Raw genomic sequence first — 19693 nt, 5'->3', positions numbered from 1 at the left:
TACCTGCGGCACCAAGGTGAGCGCCACGGCGGTCGCAGCGGGAGGCGTGGCCATGTGGTGGCTCGCTCCCCGCCAATGGGCCCTCGGTCTTCGCTGGTTATTCAAAATGAAGTTCTCTTCGAGAACGGGTCCAGAAGGGCAGCCTGGAATCGGTCAGGGCTGCGGGGTCTTCTTGCGGCTGAACAGGGATTTTACTTTCCCGAAGAAGGTCTTTTTGGGTTCGGCGGCAGGGGCGGCAGCGGGGATGGGGGGCGGGAGAAGGTCATTGGGCTTCTGGCTGGCAACCGCAGCGGGACGGGGAACGGTGTTTTCAGGCATGCCGGCAAAAGCGGCGGTTTCATCGAAGTTGCCGCTGTAGTCACCAAAGCGTGCCTGCTCGAGCAGGAGGGAGTCGGCGTCAGAGAGGATGCGGGGCTGCACGAAGATCATCATCTCGCGGCGTTCCTTGGCCTGGTTGGTGCTGCCGACCAGATACTTGATGAGCGGAATACGGACGAGGAAAGGGAGGCCGCTTTTATTGTTGGTGTCCCGCTCAGTGATGAGGCCGCCGAGCATGGCGGTGGCGCGGTCTGCCACGATGAGATTGTTGGAAAGGCCCTGCTCAGAGATGTTGGGCACCTGGTTGCCGCTGATGGTGGTGTAGCTGGCGATGTCGTTTTTCTGCTGCCTGAACTCGAGCATAATCTCGGATTCGTTGAAGATGTGCGGCGTGATGTCGAGCTGAAGGCGGACGGGAATGTACTGCGTGGTGGAGGTGAAGCCGCCGCCGACGACACCGCTGGTGTAGCTCTGCCCGGCGATGGCGACCTGCTGGCCGATGTAAATGCGGGCGGACTGATGATTGAGGGTGGAGAGCGTGGGTTTCTGAAGGACGTGGAAGCGCTTGGTGCTTTCCAGAGTCTGGAGGAAGACGCTGAGGTTTTTGTTGATCTGGCCGTAGGCGGTGAGTCCGCCAAGGGCGGCAGGACCACCGGTGCCGAGGAAGCCTGCGATGTCCTTCAAATTGGAGGGATTGGCAAAGGCGGTGCCCTGAGTGTTGAGCACGCCGCCGACGAGGCCGTCATCGCCGACCTGCTTGAGGCTTTGAATCCAGTCGAGGCCGAAATTGAAGTTATCGGTGAGGGTGAACTCCCCGATGATGGCAGAGAGCAGGATCTGACGGGGACGGACGTCAAGTTCGTCTGCGAGCTCCTCCAGGGCCTTGAGCTGATCCGGCGGACCGCTGGCAAGGAATTTGGAGCTTGCAGGATCTGCAATGACCAGGGTGTTGGCGATGAGAATGCTGATGGGTTTTTTAGTGATCTGCAGGTCCAGGGAGCTGGTGCCGCCGCCGAGGCCCTGGCCGATGCCGGAACTGCCGCCGCCGAGCATCCCGGAGGAACTGCCTCCAAGTCCGTTGTTGAGGCCGGTGCCGAGGCCGCCGCCCAGACCTGAGGACCCCAGCGAGGAGCCGTTGTTGAACCCCTGATTGTTCCCAGTCTGCGATGTTCCGTTCTGCTGATTGCGCTGCTGAGCTGCGAGGGAGTTTTCCTGCCCCTTGAGGTCATTGCGCATGAGAGCTTTCTCGGCGACGCCGAGGAAGGTGGTGAGGTCCAGGTAGTTGAGCTTGCGCGAGAGGTAGCGGTTGGTGGTGGGTGCGGCGTCCAGCTCCTTGACCAAGGACTCGATTTTGAGCATGTCCGCAGGTCTGGCGATGACGATGATGCTGTTGGTGCGGGCCACGGCCTGCATGACCGGTTTGACGGTGTCCGCCGAGGAACCGCCTACCGAAGATGACTGAGAGGCGCCGCCGCCTCCCCCGGGAGGCTGAATGCCGCCGGGGTTGGGGCTGCCACTCGGCGCCGAAGGCCTTCTGCTGGGAGAGGAGCCGCTGGTCCCCAGCCCAAGGAGGGTGCCAAGCTGCTCGACAATTTCATCCGCCTCCGCGCGTTCAATGATGATGGTCTTCTGGACGGTTTCCATCGCCGGCTGGTCGATGCGTCTGGCGAGTTCGAGGTAAGCGCGAATGGTCTGCGAGGCCTCGGTGATGATGATGGAGTGCACATTGGGCACGGCGAGCATCTTGCCATAGGGATGAAGGGGGATGATGTCCTGAAAAGCGGTCTTGGCATCTTCGGAGCCGAGGTGATTGAGCTCCAGGACGAAGGTCACGATCTGGTCGGTGGCTGGAAGGTCCTCGGCACGCAGGATCATGGGCACATTCTGCGCGGAAGGCACGGTGCCCTGCTCCGTGGCGACGAGCTTGTCGAAATTTTCGCCGCTGGGGACCAGGGCGTAGCCGTGCATGAGAAGGCCCTTTTCAATGATGGTGCGGTATTCCTCATCGCTGAATTTTCCCGGCACGTCGATGGTGACGGTGGAGTTTTCCAGACCGCGGTCCTTGAGCACGCGGCGCCCCGTGACGCGGTGGTATTCGGCGATCACTTCCGCGAGCGGGGTGGCGACGAAGGTGATGACGTTTTTGCCGGTGTCCGTGGGGCTGGAAGGTCCGTCCGCGGCCGGGGCAGGAGCAGCAGGGTTGGCAGGGCCCGCAGGGTTCGTGGGGCCTGTGGGATTGGGAGGGCCGCCGGGTGTGGGAGGAAAGCCAGGGCGGCCAGGCTGCGGGGCGGGAAGGACGGCCGGCGGAACGCTCTGTGCAGCGGCCTGGAATGAGAATGCTCCCATGAAAACCATGGAGAAAATGAAATGAGGAAGGAGCTGTTTCATAGTTCTAGGAGCTCAGAGGATCACTGGGTGAATACTGGCGGATTGGTGACGGGGGCCACGACACGAATGCGTGCGGGGACTGCGGGAGCCGGTGCGGCGGGCTGGCCTGTCTGGGCTGGGTTGCCCCCGTTGTTTCTGGGCGGCTGGCCGGGGTTATACGTGGGCTGAGCGAAGGGGGCCTGCCCTCCGCCCTGCATGCCATTAACGCCGGGTGGCTGCCCTCCCGCTCCCTGGTTGGGAACGGGAAGAGCCGGAACAGGCACCACGGGCCGCTGATTCTGGGTTTGCGCGGCGGGATTTACTCCCTGATGCGGGCGTCCCTGCTGACCTGGTATGCCCTGCTGCTGCTGGCCAGCGGGAGGAACTTTGGCGGATTCGGCGGAGGCCAGCTGCTTGGTGTAGCTGTCGTTGAAATGGAGGGTGGCGGTTTCGGAGCCGAGAGTCACGTCGGCGGTGACATCCTTGCGGCTGGGGGCATAGCTGATGGAGTTCAACTTCATGCCGCTGGAATCGACCACGCCTTTCTTGAGGGGAATGCGTTTGTTGGTCTTGGTGTTGACGATGACCACGGTGGGATTCTCCTCATCGCCGTAGTAGGAACCGATGGCAAGATCGACAGCGAATGATGCGGCAGCCACCACCACGGGGGCTGTCTTCAAGGTGAAAGGGTTTTTGTTCCAGCCGGCTTCATAACGGTCCAACGGATAAGCGGCTGGAGGAACAAATGCCGCAGGCTCCTGCGCGAGGGCAGGGGCGCAGGGAAGCAGGAGCAGCAGCCAGCGAGCGAGGCTCATGACTCAGGTGCCTCCTTGGGTGGGGTGGCTGCTGTAGCAGGTGCGTAGAAGCGGCTGAAATGGACCGTGCAGACAACGGCAGACTTGTCTGCTTCATCGGGTATGATTTTCAGAAACGAGATGGCGCGGAATTCCGCGGGGTCGAGCATCTCATGCAGCCAGCGGAACATCGCGGGAAACTGGCCTTTCAAGGTGAGAGAAACGCCCACTTCGCGGTAGAAAGGCCGCGTCACGGGCTCCTGCAGCGCCCTCTTCTGCACCACAAGGTCGTTTTTGGCGGCGGCGGCGACCAAGGTGTCGAGGAGTTCGTTGCTGGCCTGGCTCTCGCTGGTCATCGAAGGCTGTGCGCTCTGCAGCCAGGTCTGACGTGCGTGCCAGAGATCTTTGTCCGCCAGCATGGCATCCGCCTCGACCTGACGGAGGGACAGAGTCTCTTCACGGCGCTCGATAAGGCGCTGCTTGCCGAGCAGGAACTGGCAAAGGATGGCGCTGCCGGCGACGAGGGCCAGCACGACGAGAATCGTCAGGAGTCTGCGTTCACTGGCCTTCATGACCGGGGGCGCCTCCTGTTAAAGTTCCTTGAGCGTTAAATTCAGCCCGATTGTCCTCGTCACGAATGCGAGGCTGGGGGACGCTCCAAGTGTAGCGCTGCAAGGGGACGCAGGCGACCAGCTTGTCCCTGAACATGGTGGCCAGATTGACGGAGGCAGCCTCGCCACTGATGACGACGCGGTCTGCATTAACCTGAAACTCCTTCAGGCGGATGCCTTCATCCGGGAGGAGGGAGACCACCTGATGAAACAGCTCCACGGGATAGAGATCAGGGTTGATGGCGGGCTCGACATCCATCCACTGCTGCTGGGTTTCACGCACGCTGTCGATCTCCGGCTGGGCGGCGGCGAGGGCGGTCTCGTGGCGCAGCAGGCGTGTCTCGCGCAGGCGCAGGCTGGCCCACCAAGCCCCGAAGAAAGCGACGTAGATCATAGCTGCGGCGGCCATCAGCAGCACCTTCTGACGGCGCTGCTGCTTCTGCTGACGGATGTGGACCATTTCCGCTGGAAGCATGCCGGAAGGCTGGTCGGGAAGCACGGGGGCGGGGCGCTGACCTTTGATGATTTCCGCCGCTTCAAAAAGGCAGGCCAGCTGAGGAGCGAAGTCGGGCTCGCTGTGGGTCCAGACATGCACGGTTTCAGCGTCGTCCGCGAAGCCATGGGCCTGGAGGGCTGCATGCAGGTCACGCAATTCAAAGGCAGCATCGGCATCCAGGCTGCGTGAGGTGAGGGTGCTGGCGTGCAGCAGTTTACCACTGCGGGTAAAGGCTGCGACAAAACGCCCCAGCTCCTTCCATACGGTGATGGCGTTTGGCGGAAGGGGCAGCAGGCAGGCGCTGGGCTCAAACCATTCCGGGGAAAGCCGCCGCCAGTCGGAGAGTGTTGATTCGCCGTTCAGCGCGACCGTGGCAATGAGCATGCGTTTGCCCGCCTTTACGACGGTCCAATGGACCCAAGGTTTGGCCTGGCCTTCACTGGCCAGACCGAGACTTTCCCAGCGGAGGGAGACGGCATCGGCCGCATCGGCATGGCCTTCATTCACCAGGAGCCAGAAAGGAGAGCTGTCAAAGGCCAGGGTCTCAATGGCCGTCATGCCACCGGTGGATGGAGGAGCATCCGTTGTGAGCTGAAGCGGCTGCCCGGCAGCTCCGGTCCATGTCTCCCAGGTGTCCTCCCCGGGGAAACGCAGGTGATGCTCCGTCTGGCGTTTCCATTGGAAACCACTCATGAGCGCCTCCTTTCGAGCATGAACTCACGCCATTCAGCGATGCGGGCGCCGCCGCCGCCATCGCGCACGACTGACACTGCGAGGCCGGCGCGTTCATCTCCCGCAGTGCCGATGCTTTCGATGCGCAAGGTGGAGCCGCGCAACGTCAGCAGTGGTAGAATTTGCGCCGCGCCCGGGCCGGCGATGCCAAGCATGGCGACGGCTTCATCAAGGCTGGTCAAGACGCGGTCATCCTGGGTGTGCGGCAGGCCATCGAGTCCATTGCGCAGGCTGACGAGATGCTGAGCATTGATCAAAGAAGCGCCGGTCAGCGCCGCCAGCACTTCTGCGGAGGCTTCATTCACATCCAGCTGGCCATTGCCGCGGAGGGTGAAAAGGGAGCGCCAGTCAGGGCGGACCTGACGCAGTTCTTCGCTGCGTGCCACGAGGTCCACTTCATCGAGGCTGGCCAGCGGACGGTTGGAGGGGCGGTCCTTGAAGCCGAGGAACTCATAGTCGGAGCGCTCAGCACTGTCGGGACGGATTTTGAGATCGTCCGCATCCGTCCAGTCCAGCAGGCTGGCGGCGACACCTTGGGCACCGGCGGGAGAGAGGCCCCAGGAGGTGAACATGCGTTCGAGAATGGGGAGCTGGTCCTGCGTGAGGAGGCGGTTCAGATTCAAACGGGATTCCTCCGTGGTCACCACCGCCGCAAAGGATTCCACCGGGGAGACGCTGGCGGAGAGGGCAGGATCTCCGGGCTGGATCATGGGATTGACCGCCACGGCCACACCCATCTCGGCAAGCTGTCGCGCACGCAGCAGTCCCATGCGGGTCTGCTGCATGCCGGAATGCTGCATGGAGAGGCCCATGGTGGAGATGATGATGAAGGAGAGCACCGTGACCAGGCAAAGCACGGCCAGCAGAGCCGAGCCAGCGGCAATGCGGATATGGCGATAAGCGTGGAGTGGGGGCGCGGGCCTCATCAACTACGTAGATTACCCTGTCTGGCGTTGAAGGCCATATGAATTTCGCCAAGGGAGCGGGGTTCTCCGTGGTAGGATCCGACGGGGGTCTGTGATGCATAACGACCGAGCTGCCTGCGAAGGTGCTGCGCGAGTGAGAGCGCAGGCTGAAAAGCGTGCCAATAATGTTGCATGAGGGAACTCTGTTATGGGAACGGCAGAGGGTGGGAATTTCTGAGAGGCACGAGAAGCTTTTGATCGCAGCTGATTTCTGGGGCGCTCATTAAGCTACGTGCTTAGCATGGTCTCGGGCGCAAGCGGATTTTCACGGGTTAATCAATTGCAGCTTAAGACTTGCTTTGAGCGTGCAATTCCGCGTTTATGAGATGGCGGACGCGCAATGCTTCGCGCCATTTCTGCCTGCGGCATGCCTGAATTTCACAACGATGCATTGGTCCCCCCAAAACATGGGGTGCTCTCCCCGTTTGCCATTTTCGTCTGGTGCGGTCTGATCGCGATCGTGCTGGGAGTGGGCGCCCTGTTTGTGATCAAGTTTGATTTGGAGCGGTTGCGCGGGACGGGGTATTTTATGGACAAAGCGCGCGAGGCGATCGCCCGCAAGGACTGGGTGGTGGCCGCGAACGCCATCCAGCACGTTCAAGGGCGGGACCGGGAGGAACCCGAATTTTTGCGAGTGGTGGCCGACTACCTTGAAGCCACCCGGGCCGAACCCTCGATGCTGCACACCATCCTCGACAAGCTGGAGGCGAAGGGAAAGATGCTGCCGGTGGACTACCTCTGGGTATGCCGTCTGCAGCTTGCCGCCGGCAAAATCGATGCTGCACGCCGGGCGCTGGAGAAGATTCCGCAGGCAGATCGCCGCAGTGCCGATGCGCTCAAGCTGAGCATCACCGTCCTGAACGCAGAGGGATATTCCAAGGAGGCGGCGGTGCAGCAGGCCGAGCTGTTCCGCCTGTTTCCCAAAGATCCTGAGGTGATCTTTCGCACCGCCTCCAGGGATCTGTCGGGAACATTTCCGGAATTCCAAGAGACGGCGCTGCGCCGGTTGTGGGAACTCGCACGCCAGCCCAACGAGTGGGGGCTGAGCGCCTTGCGGGTGCTCAGCCAGCAGCGCAATCTTACAGTGGGCGAGGCGCAGCAGCTGCTGGATCTGGCGGACAAGCTGCCCGGCCTCATGCCTTCGGAGAGGCTGCCCGTGGTAACGGTGCTGCTGAAGCTGGATCCTGCGCGCCGGGAAGAGCTGATCAATGCTGAAATCAAGCGCTATGCCAAAGGGACGAAGCTGGAGAAGGCGCAGCTGGGGCAGTGGCTGGCCGGTGAGAAGGAGTATGACAAGGTCATGGCGCTGGTTCCGGAAGAGGAACTGATGAAATCTCCCGAGCTCTTCCCCATGGTGGCGCAGGGACTGGCGGCGCAGCAGCGCTGGGCCGAGCTGGAGAAGCTGATTTCCAAAGACAAAAGGCTGCCCGTGTCCGATGCGCTGGCCGAGACGTGGCGGGCGATGGTGGCTAGACATTTACGGCCCGATGATGTCCGCGAGCCGCGCGCCCACCTCGAACTGGCGCTGCGCGAGGCTAGGACCGCCAGAGACCGCTTTGTGATCTCGATGGTTGCGCAAATGGCCGCCGAGGCCAACATGACGGAACTTGCATTGCAGGCGTATCTGGAATTGGCGGATCCTTCCTATGGGCAGGAAGCCGAGATGCTGGAGAAGTGCTGGCTGATGGCTCTGATGATGAAGGATTCGGGAGAGTTGATCAAAATTGCGGAGCGTCTGGCAGAGCTTCGCCCGGAGAATCATACGTTTGTCAGGAAGCGCGATTACATGCGTCTGCTGCGAGGCGAGCAGGTGGAGGTTACCCTTCCAAATGCCAAGGCGGCTGCCCCCGAAGGCGAGAAGAGCGATTTTCTTCATTTCCTGCGCGCTTTGAAAGCCTACCGGATGAATGACATGGCTAGCGTGGCCGACGATCTCAAAAAGATCCAATCGCTGGAGGGTTTTACCACGAACGAACTGGCGGTATGCGCTGGCTTGTTAGCCGTCAATGGAGAGCTGGGCCGAGCATTTGTGATTGCGGAGAAGATTCGACCGCAAATGCTGCTGGAAGAAGAGGAAGTGCTGTGGAGGAAGGCGCGGTAAGTGTAGCGAAGGGGGGCTCGGGCAATCCTAATAAATTTGCCGCGGATGGCGAACTGGGACCATTAAACGTGACATCCATTCGGGTGCTGCAAAGGGGGAGTCAGGAAGGGCAAAAGCTGCCGAAGAATGCCGCGAACGAACAAAAAAAACGACCACCCGGTCGGATGGTCGTGTATTTCGAAGAAGCTCGAGTTAAGTCGGCTTAGTTGCGACGGCGGCGACGAACCAGCATCAGTCCCGAGCCTGCGAGAATCAGGAGTATTTTGGAGGGTTCGGGAGCTGCTGATACGGTAGCAAGCTGAAGCGCATGATTGGTAGAGTTAAAGCCTGCACTCGTCAGGGATGCACTGGAGGTAGGAACGTAGGTGCCGGCAATAATCTGGCGGTTGGCATTAGAAAGGCTGGACAAGTCAATAGTGGTAGCTGAAGCGACATCCGAAGCGGGAAAGCGCCAGTTTGCATCGTTTGCGAATGGAACATACCCAATAGCTGTTTGCGTTACAGTGGTTAAGGCATTGGCCAATGAGGTATTATTGGTCGAGTCCAAGGCCCAAAAATAGACCTGGGAATTTGGGCTAAATCCAGGAAGCGATGAGTAGGTCGGGTTAGAAGAGACGTCAAATGCACCAGCGATAGGGATGCCTGTTCCAACCGTAGTATGTGCGAATTCTTTAAAATCCGCATTCAAAAGGGCAATACCTGCCAGGGTCGTGGCGTCAGCGGCAATTTGCGAATCTGTGAGTGTAGCAAAGTAGCCTATTCGAACATAGTTGCCGACGCTCAGCGCTGCTGCACTGGCGTCAATCAAACCAGTATCTGCGGATTGGGTGTTCCAAGCAACAGTAGCCGCGTGTGAAATTCCACTCAGGGAGAGAAATGCGATGAACAACGCTATTTTTTTCATGTAGATAAGGGATTAAAGATTAATTGAAGCTTGCTGGAGTTTGGGGGGAAACCCAGTTAAACGCAGATCCTGTGCGTTTAACAAAGAGTGCAGCTCCAGCAGGAATGGAGGTGGTGCTTGCATCGGTAAAAGGAGCTCCCGACAATCTCCAACCAGTTCCTCCAAAACCCGATGTTTGGTAGTAGTAAACATTGTAGCCTGTTCCATTCCAAAACATCACTTGATCCGCAGTTGAGGAAGTTCCTCCCGCCAAACCAGTATTGGCATCTCCAGTGTATAAATTTGAAGAAGCTAAAGTCATTGCTGCCGCATAAGCATTTCCGAGGAATGTATAACCGCTAGATACGGGGAGGGACGTCTGGCCAGTCTTGACTGCCCCCGAGATCGTTATGTTGACGGAGGACGATTGTTGACGTGCGATCAAAATTCCTTCGTCGGGGTAAAGTACCGTTGAGCTAGCATCTACAAAAGGTGCACCAGATTGCCTCCATCCTGTACCACCAAAACCGGATGTTTGGTAATAGTACACCACAAAACCTCCATTGTTGAATACCTGAATTGTATCTGCCGTGGAGGAGGTTCCGCCACTCAAACCAGCTTGGTTTGTCGCACCGAATACACTGGCCAATGTCCAATGTGGCCGAATCTTGTATGAGTCGCCAGCTGCGACGCCAGCAGAGAGCGGCTGGCTGAGGGTAAGCGCGTGAGTGCCTGCTGTGGTGGCGGTGATGTCGTAGGTGGTTCCGGCAGCAGCCCCAGAAGTGATCTCAACATAACTGGTTATTTGACCACTTGCACCATTGTAAGCATTGTCAGCCCATGTCGAGTTGGCGTCAGTAAGAGTGGTCGATCCACCCGGTGAAGTTGTTGTGGACTGGTAGGCGACTGCGTTCGTCATGCCGATCGACGTGAACGTGTAGGCGGGTTGCCCTGACCCACCATTTCCAGCAACAGTCAAAGTCACGAATCCGACGGGATCAGTCGTCACTTGTGCCTGAGCAAAACTGGCAAGCAGGGGCAGCAGAATCAAGGATGGGCGGAGGAATTTCATGGCAAGGATGGGCGGAGGTTAACAGATTTAGGGAAAGTGGGTAGCAAAAAATTGTCGATATTTGGTCAATTCTTGGGGCGGGGTGCATTTACCTTGCCATTTTCATACCCCGCCAGTGCTTGTTCGTTACAAAAAATATGCGGAATATCCCGGTTTTTCCCAAGGTGGGCGTTCGAGTGGGGCCAAGGCGGGCTGTCTTGGAGGATGCAGGGCAGTGGACGGGCATGGATTCCTAAGAATTGAGTTCGGTCGGACCGGATGTATAATAGATGAGACGTGCCGTATCAGTTGCTTGACGTCAGTTCGGCTTCAGCGTTCAATCATTCCTTTCTCCGCCCCTTTTTTCCACGATGACCACGCTCCTACAATCCAGCGCCCAGGCTGCTGGCGTGGACCCAGCTGACATGCACACCGCACTGGAGCACGCGGCCACTGGCGGGATGTCTCCGGTGCAGGCTCTTATTGAGAGCGGTGCCGTGGACGAGCGGCAGTTCACCCGACACCTGGCGGAGAACCTGCTCTGGGAATGGGTCGAAACTCCGCAGCCAGATCCCGCTGACACGGCAGAGCTGAAAAGGCTGATCCCGGCGCGGTTTGCCGTGCGGCATCAGGTGTTTCCGCTCGGGTTTGCCGGGCAGGCGCAGCAGAACAACCGCAAGCTGCTGCTGGCCTGCCATGACCCGTTTGACCTGACGACCAAGCAGGCAGTGGCGCGTGTCTCGCTGCTGCCAGTGAAATGGTGCCTGACGCCGCGGAGCGAGCTGCTGGGGGCCATTCAGCAGCTGTATGGCGTTGGCGCTGAGACGTTTGACGCTCTGATCGAGGCGCGTGGAGATGCCAGTGCGGACGGGCACCTGCGGGACGAGGCGAATGTGATCGATGATGAGGATGAGGACGCTTCCGTGGTGAAGTTCGTCAATCAGATCATCCGCGAGGCGCTGGCGCAGAAGGCCACGGATATTCATGTGGAGCCGCAACCGGACAGCCTGCGGATCCGCTATCGCATCGATGGTTTCCTGCACGAAATTCCAGTGCCGGAGAACATCAAGTCGCTGCAGGCCTCGGTGATCGCGCGCATCAAGGTGATGAGCAAACTGGACATCGCGGAGAAGCGCCTGCCGCAGGATGGCCGAATCAATCTGATGGCGGAGGGGCAGTCGATCGACGTGCGCGTGGCCTGCATCCCGAGTGTGGAAGGCGAGTCCATCAGCCTGCGTCTGCTGGGGCAGGAGCGGTTCACGCTGGACCGCCTAGGCCTGAGCCCTGAGCACCGCGAGATCATTGAAGGCCTGCTGGCGAAGCCGAACGGCATCGTGCTGGTGACGGGGCCGACGGGTTCGGGCAAATCCACCACGCTTTATACCTTCCTCTCCCAGCTCAACAGCGTGCACCGCCGGATTGTGACCATTGAGGACCCGGTGGAAAACAAGCTACCGGGCATTGTGCAGATTCCTGTGAAGAGCGAGATCGGCCTGACCTTTGCGAGCGGGCTGCGCAGCATTTTGCGCGGAGATCCGAATGTGGTGATGGTGGGGGAAATCCGTGACTTGGAGACGGCGGAGATCGCTGTTCGCGCGTCGCTGACGGGACACTTGGTCTTCTCCACGCTGCACACCAATGATGCGCTCGGAGGCATCACACGACTCATTGAAATGGGCGTGAAGCCCTTCCTGGTCAGCTCGTCCGTGCGTGCGTTCATCGCCCAGCGTCTGGTGCGCTGCCTGTGCTCCGCCTGCAAGTCTCCCTCCCGCTACACGCGTGAGGAGCTGGTGAAGCTGGGCTTCCCCGAGGCGAAGAGCAAAACGCTGTACCATGCCACGCCCGGAGGCTGCCAGCAGTGCCGCGGCACGGGTTATGCGGGCCGTATCGCGCTTTATGAATTTGCCATCATGAGCAATGCGATGCAGGCGCTGGTCTCCAAGCGGGCCTCGGAGGCGGAAATCATGGCGCAGGCACGCAAGGAAGGCTTTACCAACATCCGTGAATACGGGCTGAAAAAGGCGCTGGAGGGGATCACCACCCTGGAAGAAGTGGCGCGTGTGACGACGGATGAACTTTCCTGACCCTGCTCCACGTCATGCCTGCCTTTCAATATCAAGCACTGGCCGCGGACGGCACCGTCAAAACGGGCTCCGTGGAAGCGAATGATCGTGGCGATGCGGTGCGGATGCTCTCGCGTCGCGGCTGGCAGGCACGGTCTGTGCAGCCGGTGACGGGAGAGCGCCCCACCAAGGCTGCTGGGAAGACGGCGGCAGCCGATGCCCCGGCGGAGCTCCGGGTGACCAAGGCGGATGTGATTCGCTTCACCGAAGACATGGGCGACCTGCTATCCTCCGGCCTGCAGGTGGAGCAGGCGCTGCATGCAATGGAGAACCGCACGGCATCGGGCCAGGGCCAGATGGCGAAAAAAATCCGCGAACTCGTGCGCGATGGTGTGCCGCTGTCCGCGGCGCTGCGGCAGGTGTCCACCACCTTTGACGAGCTGTACTGCAATATGATCGCTGCCGGTGAGAACAGCGGATCGCTGCCGGACATCATGGACCGTCAGTCCCGGCACCTGCGGCTAATGGAGACGCTGCATGGGAAGGTGGTGGGAGCCCTTATTTATCCGGCCTTCCTCATCGTGTCCGGCGTGGCGCTGGCCATCGTGATGGTGACCTACCTGCTGCCAAAGCTGGCCGGCCTGCTGGGCGGCGGCGGCAGAGAATTGCCGGCGATGATCAAGGCGAGCCTGTGGCTTTCCGATATTCTCAGACACTGGTGGTGGGCCTTGCTCATCCTCCTTGGTGTGGTGGTGATGGCGCTGTTCGCCGTGCGCAAATCCACGGCTTTTCTTTCGGAGTGGCACAAGCTGCTGCTGACCCTGCCGGGCATCCGGGACATCACGCGCTCGCATTTTGAGCTGCTGTATTTTGAGACGCTGGGCAGCCTGCTGAGCGGCGGCGTGCCGCTGCTGTTTGCGCTCGAGCTGGTGAGAAAGGCGGTGACGAACCTGCACCTGCGGAAGGGGCTTTCCAAAGCTGAAGAACTGGTGCGCGAAGGTGCCTCCCTGAGCACGGCCATGCGCAAAACGGACGTGCTGGGGTCGCAGTCGATCGATGTCGTTCGCATTGGCGAAGACACGGGGCACCTGGCGGAAGTGCTGGGAAAGGCCGCTGGCCGCATGGACGTGCAGCTCACCCGGACCATCGAGCGCGTGACCGCGCTGATCCAGCCCTGCCTGCTGCTGGTGATGGCCGTGCTTGTGGGCGGACTCGTCTGGACGATGGTGAGCATCGTCTTCTCCACGCTCGGCCAGTTGAATCAACGCTAACCATCCATCCTATGAAACACATCCATCGCCAGCCGTTGCGCACCCGTGCGTTCACCCTTCTCGAAATGATGATCGTCCTGCTCATCATCGCCCTGATCATCGGCAGTGTGGCCGTGATGGTGGGCGGCATTGAAAAACAAGCCGAGACCGTCTCCGCCGGGGCCAAGATCAAGCAGCTGCAAAGCGCGCTGATCGCCTACAAGATTGCCAATCTCGTCCCGCCGACCCAGGAGCAGGGCCTCGAAGCACTGGTGACCCGCCCCACCGCAGCCCCGGTGCCGAAGCGCTGGAGCCAGCTAGTGAAGGCGGATGCGCTCGTCGATCCATGGGGGCGCAAATTTGCCTATCGCAATCCGGGCAAGCACAACAATGGCGGCTATGACGTGCTGTCCTTCGGCCAGGATGGTGTCGAAAACACCGACGACGACATCGGCAACTGGTAGCCTGCCACACCGATGGACCGCCGCGCTGGATTCACCCTGCTGGAGATGATCGTGGTGCTGCTCATCGCAGTCCTCATCATCGGCATTGGCGCGGGTGCCGTGCAGCGGATGTCGCAGGAGAATGAGCTGCGGAAGGCGTCTGTGGAAATGGAGGCGGTGTTTATGCAGGCGGCCCAGCGCGCCTACGCCACCTCCATGACACAAACAGTCGTGTTTGCTGAAGGCGGGCTGGAGCTGGCGGGTTCGAATCTCCCGTCCGGCGGCGCCAGCGTGAGTGTGTCCTTTCCCGAGGGCACGCGGTTTCAGGTGCGGCGCATGGGTTCGGACCGCTGGGCGCCTGCCGCAGGTCAGCGTCTGATGCTTCTGCCCGGTGGGTTGTGCGAGCCGCTGGGGCTGCGCCTCGACTGGCAGGGGTCCACCGTGCGTGCCACGCTGGATCCTTTGACCGGCGGAATGATCGATGTGGAGGAGGTGCTGAGATGAGGATTTCGATGACATGCTTTCGGCACCGAGTGCGCTGGCAGGCACCGGCTTTCACGCTGCTGGAAGTGCTGCTGGCCGTGTTTGTCTTTAGCATGGCTGCGGTCGCGCTGGTGGAGGCGGTGCAGCAGGTGGGGAACACCACGGTGCTGCAGCGCCGGGAAGCCATGGTGCAGGATCGCATGAGCTCCCTGCTGGTGGAGTACTCGCGGCTGCTGTGGAAACAGCCCGCGCCTGCGAGTGCCACAAGCGAAAAAGTGCTGGAGGAAGACGGAGTCACCTACACGCTGCAGGTGGCGCCGCTGGAACTGAAAAACAAGGACGGGCAGCCGCTGCCGGAGATGGTGCAGGTGGCGATCGTGGCGACGTGGAAGGAGGGCGCCGCCAAGCAGGAAGCCACCGCCAGCACATGGGTGTTCCGTCCGCTGTTTCGTCCTGTGCAATAACTCTTCCCGTGAACATCACCTCACATCGCTTCAGCCATTCCAAAAGGGGATTCACCCTGCTGGAAATGGTGATCGTGCTGGGGATCACCGCCATGCTTCTCACGGCGATGTACAGCATCTCCCAGGGGACGATCACTCTGGCGGACGACATCGAAAAACATCAGCGCCGCGAGCGCCGCCAGTACTCCTACCTTGATTTCTGCCGGCACCTGCTTTCCAACCTGCCTGCCACGGCCATCATGAATCTCAAGACGACGCAGGACGGCTCCTCCTACCTCAGCACGCTGGAGTTTCAAAACGTGCGCTCGCCATTTGATGGCGCTCCGCAGCAGATCGTGACCATGAAAACGGATACGGTGGCGGGGGGCGGCATCCGGCTGATCCTGACTTCCCAGCGTATGCCAGATCCGCAGGCGCAGGCGCTTCCTGGCGCAAACAAAAATCCGCTGACGCAGGTCGTGCTGCTGGAAAACCTGGCCCAGTACGAGTGGCGCGCGTTTGACACCATCAGCGGTCAATGGACATCGACCTGGCGCGAAGAAATTCCCAACCTCATGACTGCCCCGCCCACCCCGCCGGCAGGAGCGGTCACTGGAAATGTCAATGCCGGGACTGGTGTCGCTGGAGGCGTCACCGCCGGAACGGTCAATGCGGGGAACACCAACGCAGGAAACGTTGCGGCCGTGCCGGCACAGGGCGCGGCCATCCGCTCCATGCACCCGCTCATGCTGGAGCTGACGATGGCGGCCGGCATTGATCCTCCGCGCAGGTGGGTGTTTTGGATTCCGCCATCGGAGCAGCCGGCACGCTGAGACGTCGAATGCTTCAGGCACGGCAGGGGCGACGAATCAGCTTGCCCTCCAGGAGGGGAAACGCATAGTAGCGGGTGTTTGGCGGGCATCGGTGGAAGCCTGCTCCGACTTTTTCAGACTGATGTGAACGCCGGATGGTGGTCCGCGGTTTGTGAAAGTGGAGCTTGCAAAGCCAGTGTTTCCGCGAACTTTTGGGGCCTGCCGGATCCGCTTCAAATTCTTTGAGTAAATGAATGATTCGGGCTGTAGCGCAGTCTGGTAGCGCGCTTCGTTCGGGACGAAGAGGTCGTGGGTTCGAATCCCGCCAGCCCGACCACGGTTCCTGCGCGTAAATGAGTTTCAGAGGCTAGACATGGCGACTCCAACCCAACCGAAAAAAATATTGCTCGCGGAAGACGTGCGCGCGCTCTCCATGCGGCTTTCGCATGCTCTGGAAACCCATGGCTACATCGTGCGTGTGGCGGAGGACGGGGAGGAATGCCTGGAGCAGATGGAGGAGTTCCAGCCGGACCTGCTGGTGCTGGACCTGATCATGCCGAAAATGAACGGGCTGGAGGTGCTTCGGCATCTGCGCTCCCAGCAGGCGACACAGCACATGCCGGTGATCGTCTGCACGGCGAAAGATTATTCGACCGAGCTCAAGCACATCCAGCAGACCGGACCGGTGGATGTGCTGATCAAGCCGTTTGACCCCGAACTTCTGCTGGAAAAGCTGCAGCAGTATTTTCATGAGGCCGCCTCGACCAAGGGGATCACGCATCGGGATCATCTCCCGGTGACCGCGGAGCAGTACGCGCCGGTGCTGGACACCAAGCGTCCGCACGTGAGGCTGTGGGGGACGCGGGGTTCCATTCCTGTGTGCGGAGCGCGGTATGCTCAGCATGGCGGCAACACGACCTGCTTTGAGTACAACACCGGGAAGGAGCGCATCATGTTTGACGCCGGCTCCGGACTGCGGGACGCGGGGCAGTCCTTTCTGGCCGGAGGCCCCTGCCACATTCATCTTTTCATCACGCACACGCACTGGGATCACATCCAGGGCTTCCCCTTTTTCACGCCGATCTATGTGCCGGGATTTGAAATCACCGTGTATGGCGAGCGCGGTTTTGGCAAAAACATCGAGTCGCTCCTATGCGGCCAGATGGACCGGGACTATTTCCCCATCCAGCGCGAGGACCTGCGCGCCAAGATCAACTTTGTGTTTCTGGACGACGCGCCGGTGAAGATCGGAGACGTTTCGGTGACGCGTGAATTCACCCAGCACCCTGGAGCCACGGTGGGGTTCAAGGTGACGCACGACGGCTGGAGCGTGGCCTTCGTGCCTGACAATGAATTTTTGCAGGGCTACATGGGGGCTCCGACCCAGCTGACCCGGGACTCCAACCTCGTGGTGCCCTATGAACCCATGCTGGCCTTCCTGGATGGCGTGGACCTGCTGGTGCATGAGGCCCAGTACCTGCCGGCGGATTATCCAAAACGCATTGGCTGGGGGCACTCCAACCTGGCCACGGCCTGCGCCCTGACCAAGCTGGTGGACGCCAAAAAGTGGATCGTGGTGCATCATGACCCTGATCATGATGACACTGCGCTGCAGGCCAAGCTGAACCTGACGCGGCAGATTCTAAAGGAAGTGGGTCACCCCATCCATGTCGTGCATGGCTATGACGGCATGACGGAGTACCGCTGACTCAGATGCTGGGATCAAACGATGCAGTGAGGGCGTCTCCCAGCAGCGCGCACTCCTTTTTAAGCTGATCGTACATCAGCTGCGCGCCTTTCAAGTCTTCGGCGTGGGAGTACTCGCAGAGCTCGGCGGTGAGGTTGAGCGCCTTTTTGGCGGCATACACTCCCAGCATTCCCTTGAGGGAATGGGCGGCTTCATACAGCGGTTTGGCCTTGCCTGCCGCGAGCGCCTTTTCGGCTTTGCGCAGGTATTTTTGCGAGTCCTCGGAGAAGATGGCCACCAGCTTGCGCATGAGTTTCTCATCGCCGGTGGACTCACGAAACTCGGCGAGATCGAAAGGCGGTTCCTCAGTCTTCCTGCTGCCTGTGGTGGAGGCCTGATCTGCCGCAGCGGAGCCAGGCTCCTGCGCTGAGGCGCGACGGGCAAACTGCTCCACCACCTGGAACAGTTCCGCAGAACGCAGCGGCTTGGAAATGTAGTCGTCCATGCCAGCTGCCAGGCAGAGCTCGCGGTCTCCCTTCATGGCATTGGCCGTCATGGCGATGATGGGGACGTGCCTGCCGGTGTCCTTCTCTCCCTGACGGATTTTCGCTGTGGCCTCGTAGCCATTGATCCCCGGCATGTGCACGTCCATGAGGATGGCGTCAAAGGTCTCCTTTTTGACAAGCTCGATGGATTCCCGGCCCGTGGAAGCCAGGGTGACTGTGTGGCCGCGCTTTTCCAGCATCCGCGCGCCGACGAGCTGATTGATGTGGCCGTCTTCGACGATCAGCACCTTCATGGACGAATGAGCGGTAACGACGGGCTCGATGCGGGGGGATTTCGGTTTGATGGAAATGCCGCTGGTCCGCCCAAAAACGGCGTTGAAGTGGAAGGTGCTGCCGGCGCCGGGCTTGCTCTCCACCCAGATGCGGCCCTGCATGAGCGCAATGAGATCGCGGCAGATGGCCAGCCCGAGACCTGTGCCGCCATAGCGCCGAGAAGTGGAGGTCTCCGCCTGGGTGAACGCCTCAAAAATGCTCTCCTGCATCTCATCGGCGATGCCGATGCCGGTGTCGTTGATCTTGAAGTGCAGGGTGACGAGGTCGGCGGTCTCTGACTCGACGGAGACTTCGATGGTGACGCCGCCCTTGTGAGTGAACTTGATGGCGTTGCCGATGAGATTGATGAGGATCTGCCGCAACCGCCCGTCATCACCGATGAGTCTCGCGGGCACCTCCGGGCTGAGGTTGTGCAACAGCACCAGACGCTTCTGAAAAGCGCGCACGCCCATGGCCTGGGCCACCTCTGTGACGATCTCATTGAGATCAAACTCATGCGAGTCCAGCTCCATCCTGCCGGCCTCGATTTTGGAGAAGTCGAGGATGTCGTTGAGCAGTTCGAGCAGCGAGTCGGCGGAATGCTTGAGCATTTCGAGGTATTCGCGCTGCGTATCGTTCAGACTGGTCTCCAGCAGGAGCTCGCTCATGCCGATGACGCCGTTCATCGGAGTGCGGATTTCATGGCTCATGTTGGCCAGGAAGGCGCTCTTGGCGTGGTTGGCGGACTCGGCGTCGTGGCGCGCCTTGCGCAGCTCCTCCTCGTCGCGCTTGCGTTCGGTCACGTCCGTGTGCGAGCCGGCCATGCGGTAGGGCTTGCCGTTTTCATCCCGCAGCGCGCGGCCGCGGGCGAGGATCCAGCGCCAGCTGCCGTCCTTGTGGTGGAAACGAAATTCCACGTAATATCGGGGAATGCGGCTTTCGAGGTAATCGTTCAAGGTGGCCAGGACGCGGTCGTGATCCTCGGGATGAAGGAGATTTTCAAAGGCGCTGAAGTCGTTGGCTATCTCATCGTCCGCGTATCCGATCATGCTCTTCCAGGGGGGGGAGAAGAAGACCTTGTTGGTGCGGATGTCCCAGTCCCAGATGCCGTCGCTGGTGCCGCGCACGGCGAGAGCGAAGCGTTCTTCGCTCTCCGCGAGTTCTCGCACTGCCTCCGCGGGTGCATTGGGGAGGCGCAGGCGGCAGGCATGCAGCATGCCCTCCAGTTCTCGAATACGCTGCTTCAGCTCCGGTACGGAGTCTGTGGCGGCATGCTCATGAGTCTCTGACATGGGGTTGGAGGTGGCCTCGCCGCGGTTGGGGGACGGACACAGGGGGAGATGAATAGACACAAATCAGCGCAAACAAACTCAAAA

The 19693-nt window shown here is 60.4% G+C and carries 16 protein-coding genes and 1 tRNA gene; 9 read left to right on the top strand and 8 right to left on the bottom strand.

Annotation, left to right across the window (positions count from 1 at the left end; genetic code table 11):
* Positions 1–153 precede the first annotated feature (153 nt).
* Genes ACILSR_RS10975 through ACILSR_RS10955 form a run of 5 tightly spaced genes read right to left on the bottom strand, consistent with a single transcriptional unit; the run spans position 154 to position 6244 of the window.
* Complete coding sequence (locus ACILSR_RS10975) at positions 154–2706, bottom strand: secretin N-terminal domain-containing protein (protein WP_395749810.1); 2553 nt, start codon at positions 2704–2706, stop codon at positions 154–156.
* A 20-nt stretch (positions 2707–2726) separates the two neighbouring features.
* Positions 2727–3500: a hypothetical protein gene (locus tag ACILSR_RS10970; protein WP_395749809.1), complete on the bottom strand. Its 774-nt coding sequence runs from the start codon at positions 3498–3500 to the stop codon at positions 2727–2729.
* The gene (locus ACILSR_RS10965) at positions 3497–4051 is read right to left on the bottom strand and encodes a hypothetical protein (RefSeq protein WP_395749808.1); all 555 of its coding nucleotides are present in this window, start codon (positions 4049–4051) and stop codon (positions 3497–3499) included. The genes ACILSR_RS10970 and ACILSR_RS10965 overlap by 4 nt, the downstream gene beginning before the upstream one ends.
* Complete coding sequence (locus tag ACILSR_RS10960; RefSeq protein WP_395749807.1) at positions 4038–5279, bottom strand: hypothetical protein; 1242 nt, start codon at positions 5277–5279, stop codon at positions 4038–4040. Before ACILSR_RS10960 ends, ACILSR_RS10965 begins: the two co-directional genes overlap by 14 nt.
* The gene (locus ACILSR_RS10955; RefSeq protein ID WP_395749806.1) at positions 5276–6244 is read right to left on the bottom strand and encodes a general secretion pathway protein GspK; all 969 of its coding nucleotides are present in this window, start codon (positions 6242–6244) and stop codon (positions 5276–5278) included. The genes ACILSR_RS10960 and ACILSR_RS10955 overlap by 4 nt, the downstream gene beginning before the upstream one ends.
* Positions 6245–6650: 406 nt before the next feature.
* On the opposite strand from ACILSR_RS10955, the gene ACILSR_RS10950 reads away from it, so the two are divergent.
* On the top strand, positions 6651–8384 hold the full coding sequence (locus tag ACILSR_RS10950) for a hypothetical protein (protein ID WP_395749805.1): 1734 nt from the start codon (positions 6651–6653) through the stop codon (positions 8382–8384).
* A gap of 202 nt (positions 8385–8586) precedes the next feature.
* Here ACILSR_RS10950 and ACILSR_RS10945 read toward each other — a convergent pair whose 3' ends face one another.
* Together ACILSR_RS10945 and ACILSR_RS10940 are read right to left on the bottom strand one after the other, a co-directional pair.
* Positions 8587–9288, bottom strand: a complete 702-nt coding sequence (locus ACILSR_RS10945) for a PEP-CTERM sorting domain-containing protein (protein ID WP_395749804.1) — start codon at positions 9286–9288, stop codon at positions 8587–8589.
* A gap of 19 nt (positions 9289–9307) precedes the next feature.
* Positions 9308–10339: a TIGR02597 family protein gene (locus tag ACILSR_RS10940; RefSeq protein ID WP_395749803.1), complete on the bottom strand. Its 1032-nt coding sequence runs from the start codon at positions 10337–10339 to the stop codon at positions 9308–9310.
* Between the two features lie 350 nt (positions 10340–10689).
* Here ACILSR_RS10940 and ACILSR_RS10935 point away from each other — a divergent pair, with 350 nt between their 5' ends.
* The 8 genes from ACILSR_RS10935 to ACILSR_RS10900 all read left to right on the top strand — a co-directional run bounded on the left by ACILSR_RS10935 (position 10690) and on the right by ACILSR_RS10900 (position 17520).
* A complete protein-coding gene (locus ACILSR_RS10935) occupies positions 10690–12402 on the top strand; it encodes a GspE/PulE family protein (RefSeq protein WP_395749802.1) in 1713 nt (570 codons plus the stop codon).
* Positions 12403–12416: 14 nt separating this feature from the next.
* A complete protein-coding gene (locus tag ACILSR_RS10930) occupies positions 12417–13652 on the top strand; it encodes a type II secretion system F family protein (protein ID WP_395749801.1) in 1236 nt (411 codons plus the stop codon).
* A gap of 11 nt (positions 13653–13663) precedes the next feature.
* The gene (gspG, locus tag ACILSR_RS10925) at positions 13664–14095 is read left to right on the top strand and encodes a type II secretion system major pseudopilin GspG (RefSeq protein ID WP_395749800.1); all 432 of its coding nucleotides are present in this window, start codon (positions 13664–13666) and stop codon (positions 14093–14095) included.
* Positions 14096–14107: 12 nt separating this feature from the next.
* Positions 14108–14578 (top strand): Tfp pilus assembly protein FimT/FimU, encoded by a 471-nt coding sequence (locus tag ACILSR_RS10920; RefSeq protein WP_395749799.1) that lies wholly within the window; start codon positions 14108–14110, stop codon positions 14576–14578.
* Positions 14579–14586: 8 nt separating this feature from the next.
* Complete coding sequence (locus ACILSR_RS10915) at positions 14587–15021, top strand: type II secretion system protein J (protein ID WP_395749798.1); 435 nt, start codon at positions 14587–14589, stop codon at positions 15019–15021.
* Between the two features lie 8 nt (positions 15022–15029).
* Complete coding sequence (locus ACILSR_RS10910; RefSeq protein ID WP_395749797.1) at positions 15030–15833, top strand: type II secretion system protein J; 804 nt, start codon at positions 15030–15032, stop codon at positions 15831–15833.
* Positions 15834–16072: 239 nt separating this feature from the next.
* Positions 16073–16149: transfer RNA gene (locus ACILSR_RS10905), tRNA-Pro, on the top strand.
* A 36-nt stretch (positions 16150–16185) separates the two neighbouring features.
* Entirely contained in the window at positions 16186–17520 is a 1335-nt protein-coding gene (locus tag ACILSR_RS10900) for a response regulator (protein ID WP_395749796.1), read from the top strand.
* 1 nt (position 17521) lies between these two features.
* Here the strand turns inward: ACILSR_RS10900 and ACILSR_RS10895 are convergent, their stop codons facing one another.
* Complete coding sequence (locus tag ACILSR_RS10895; protein ID WP_395749795.1) at positions 17522–19609, bottom strand: ATP-binding protein; 2088 nt, start codon at positions 19607–19609, stop codon at positions 17522–17524.
* Between the last annotated feature and the right edge of the window lie 84 nt (positions 19610–19693).

This window comes from Prosthecobacter sp., from assembly GCF_044222565.1.
GTDB lineage: Bacteria > Verrucomicrobiota > Verrucomicrobiia > Verrucomicrobiales > Verrucomicrobiaceae > Prosthecobacter.
The sequence above is the reverse complement of the archived record's forward strand: the minus strand, read 5'-3'. Positions and strand labels throughout refer to the sequence as shown.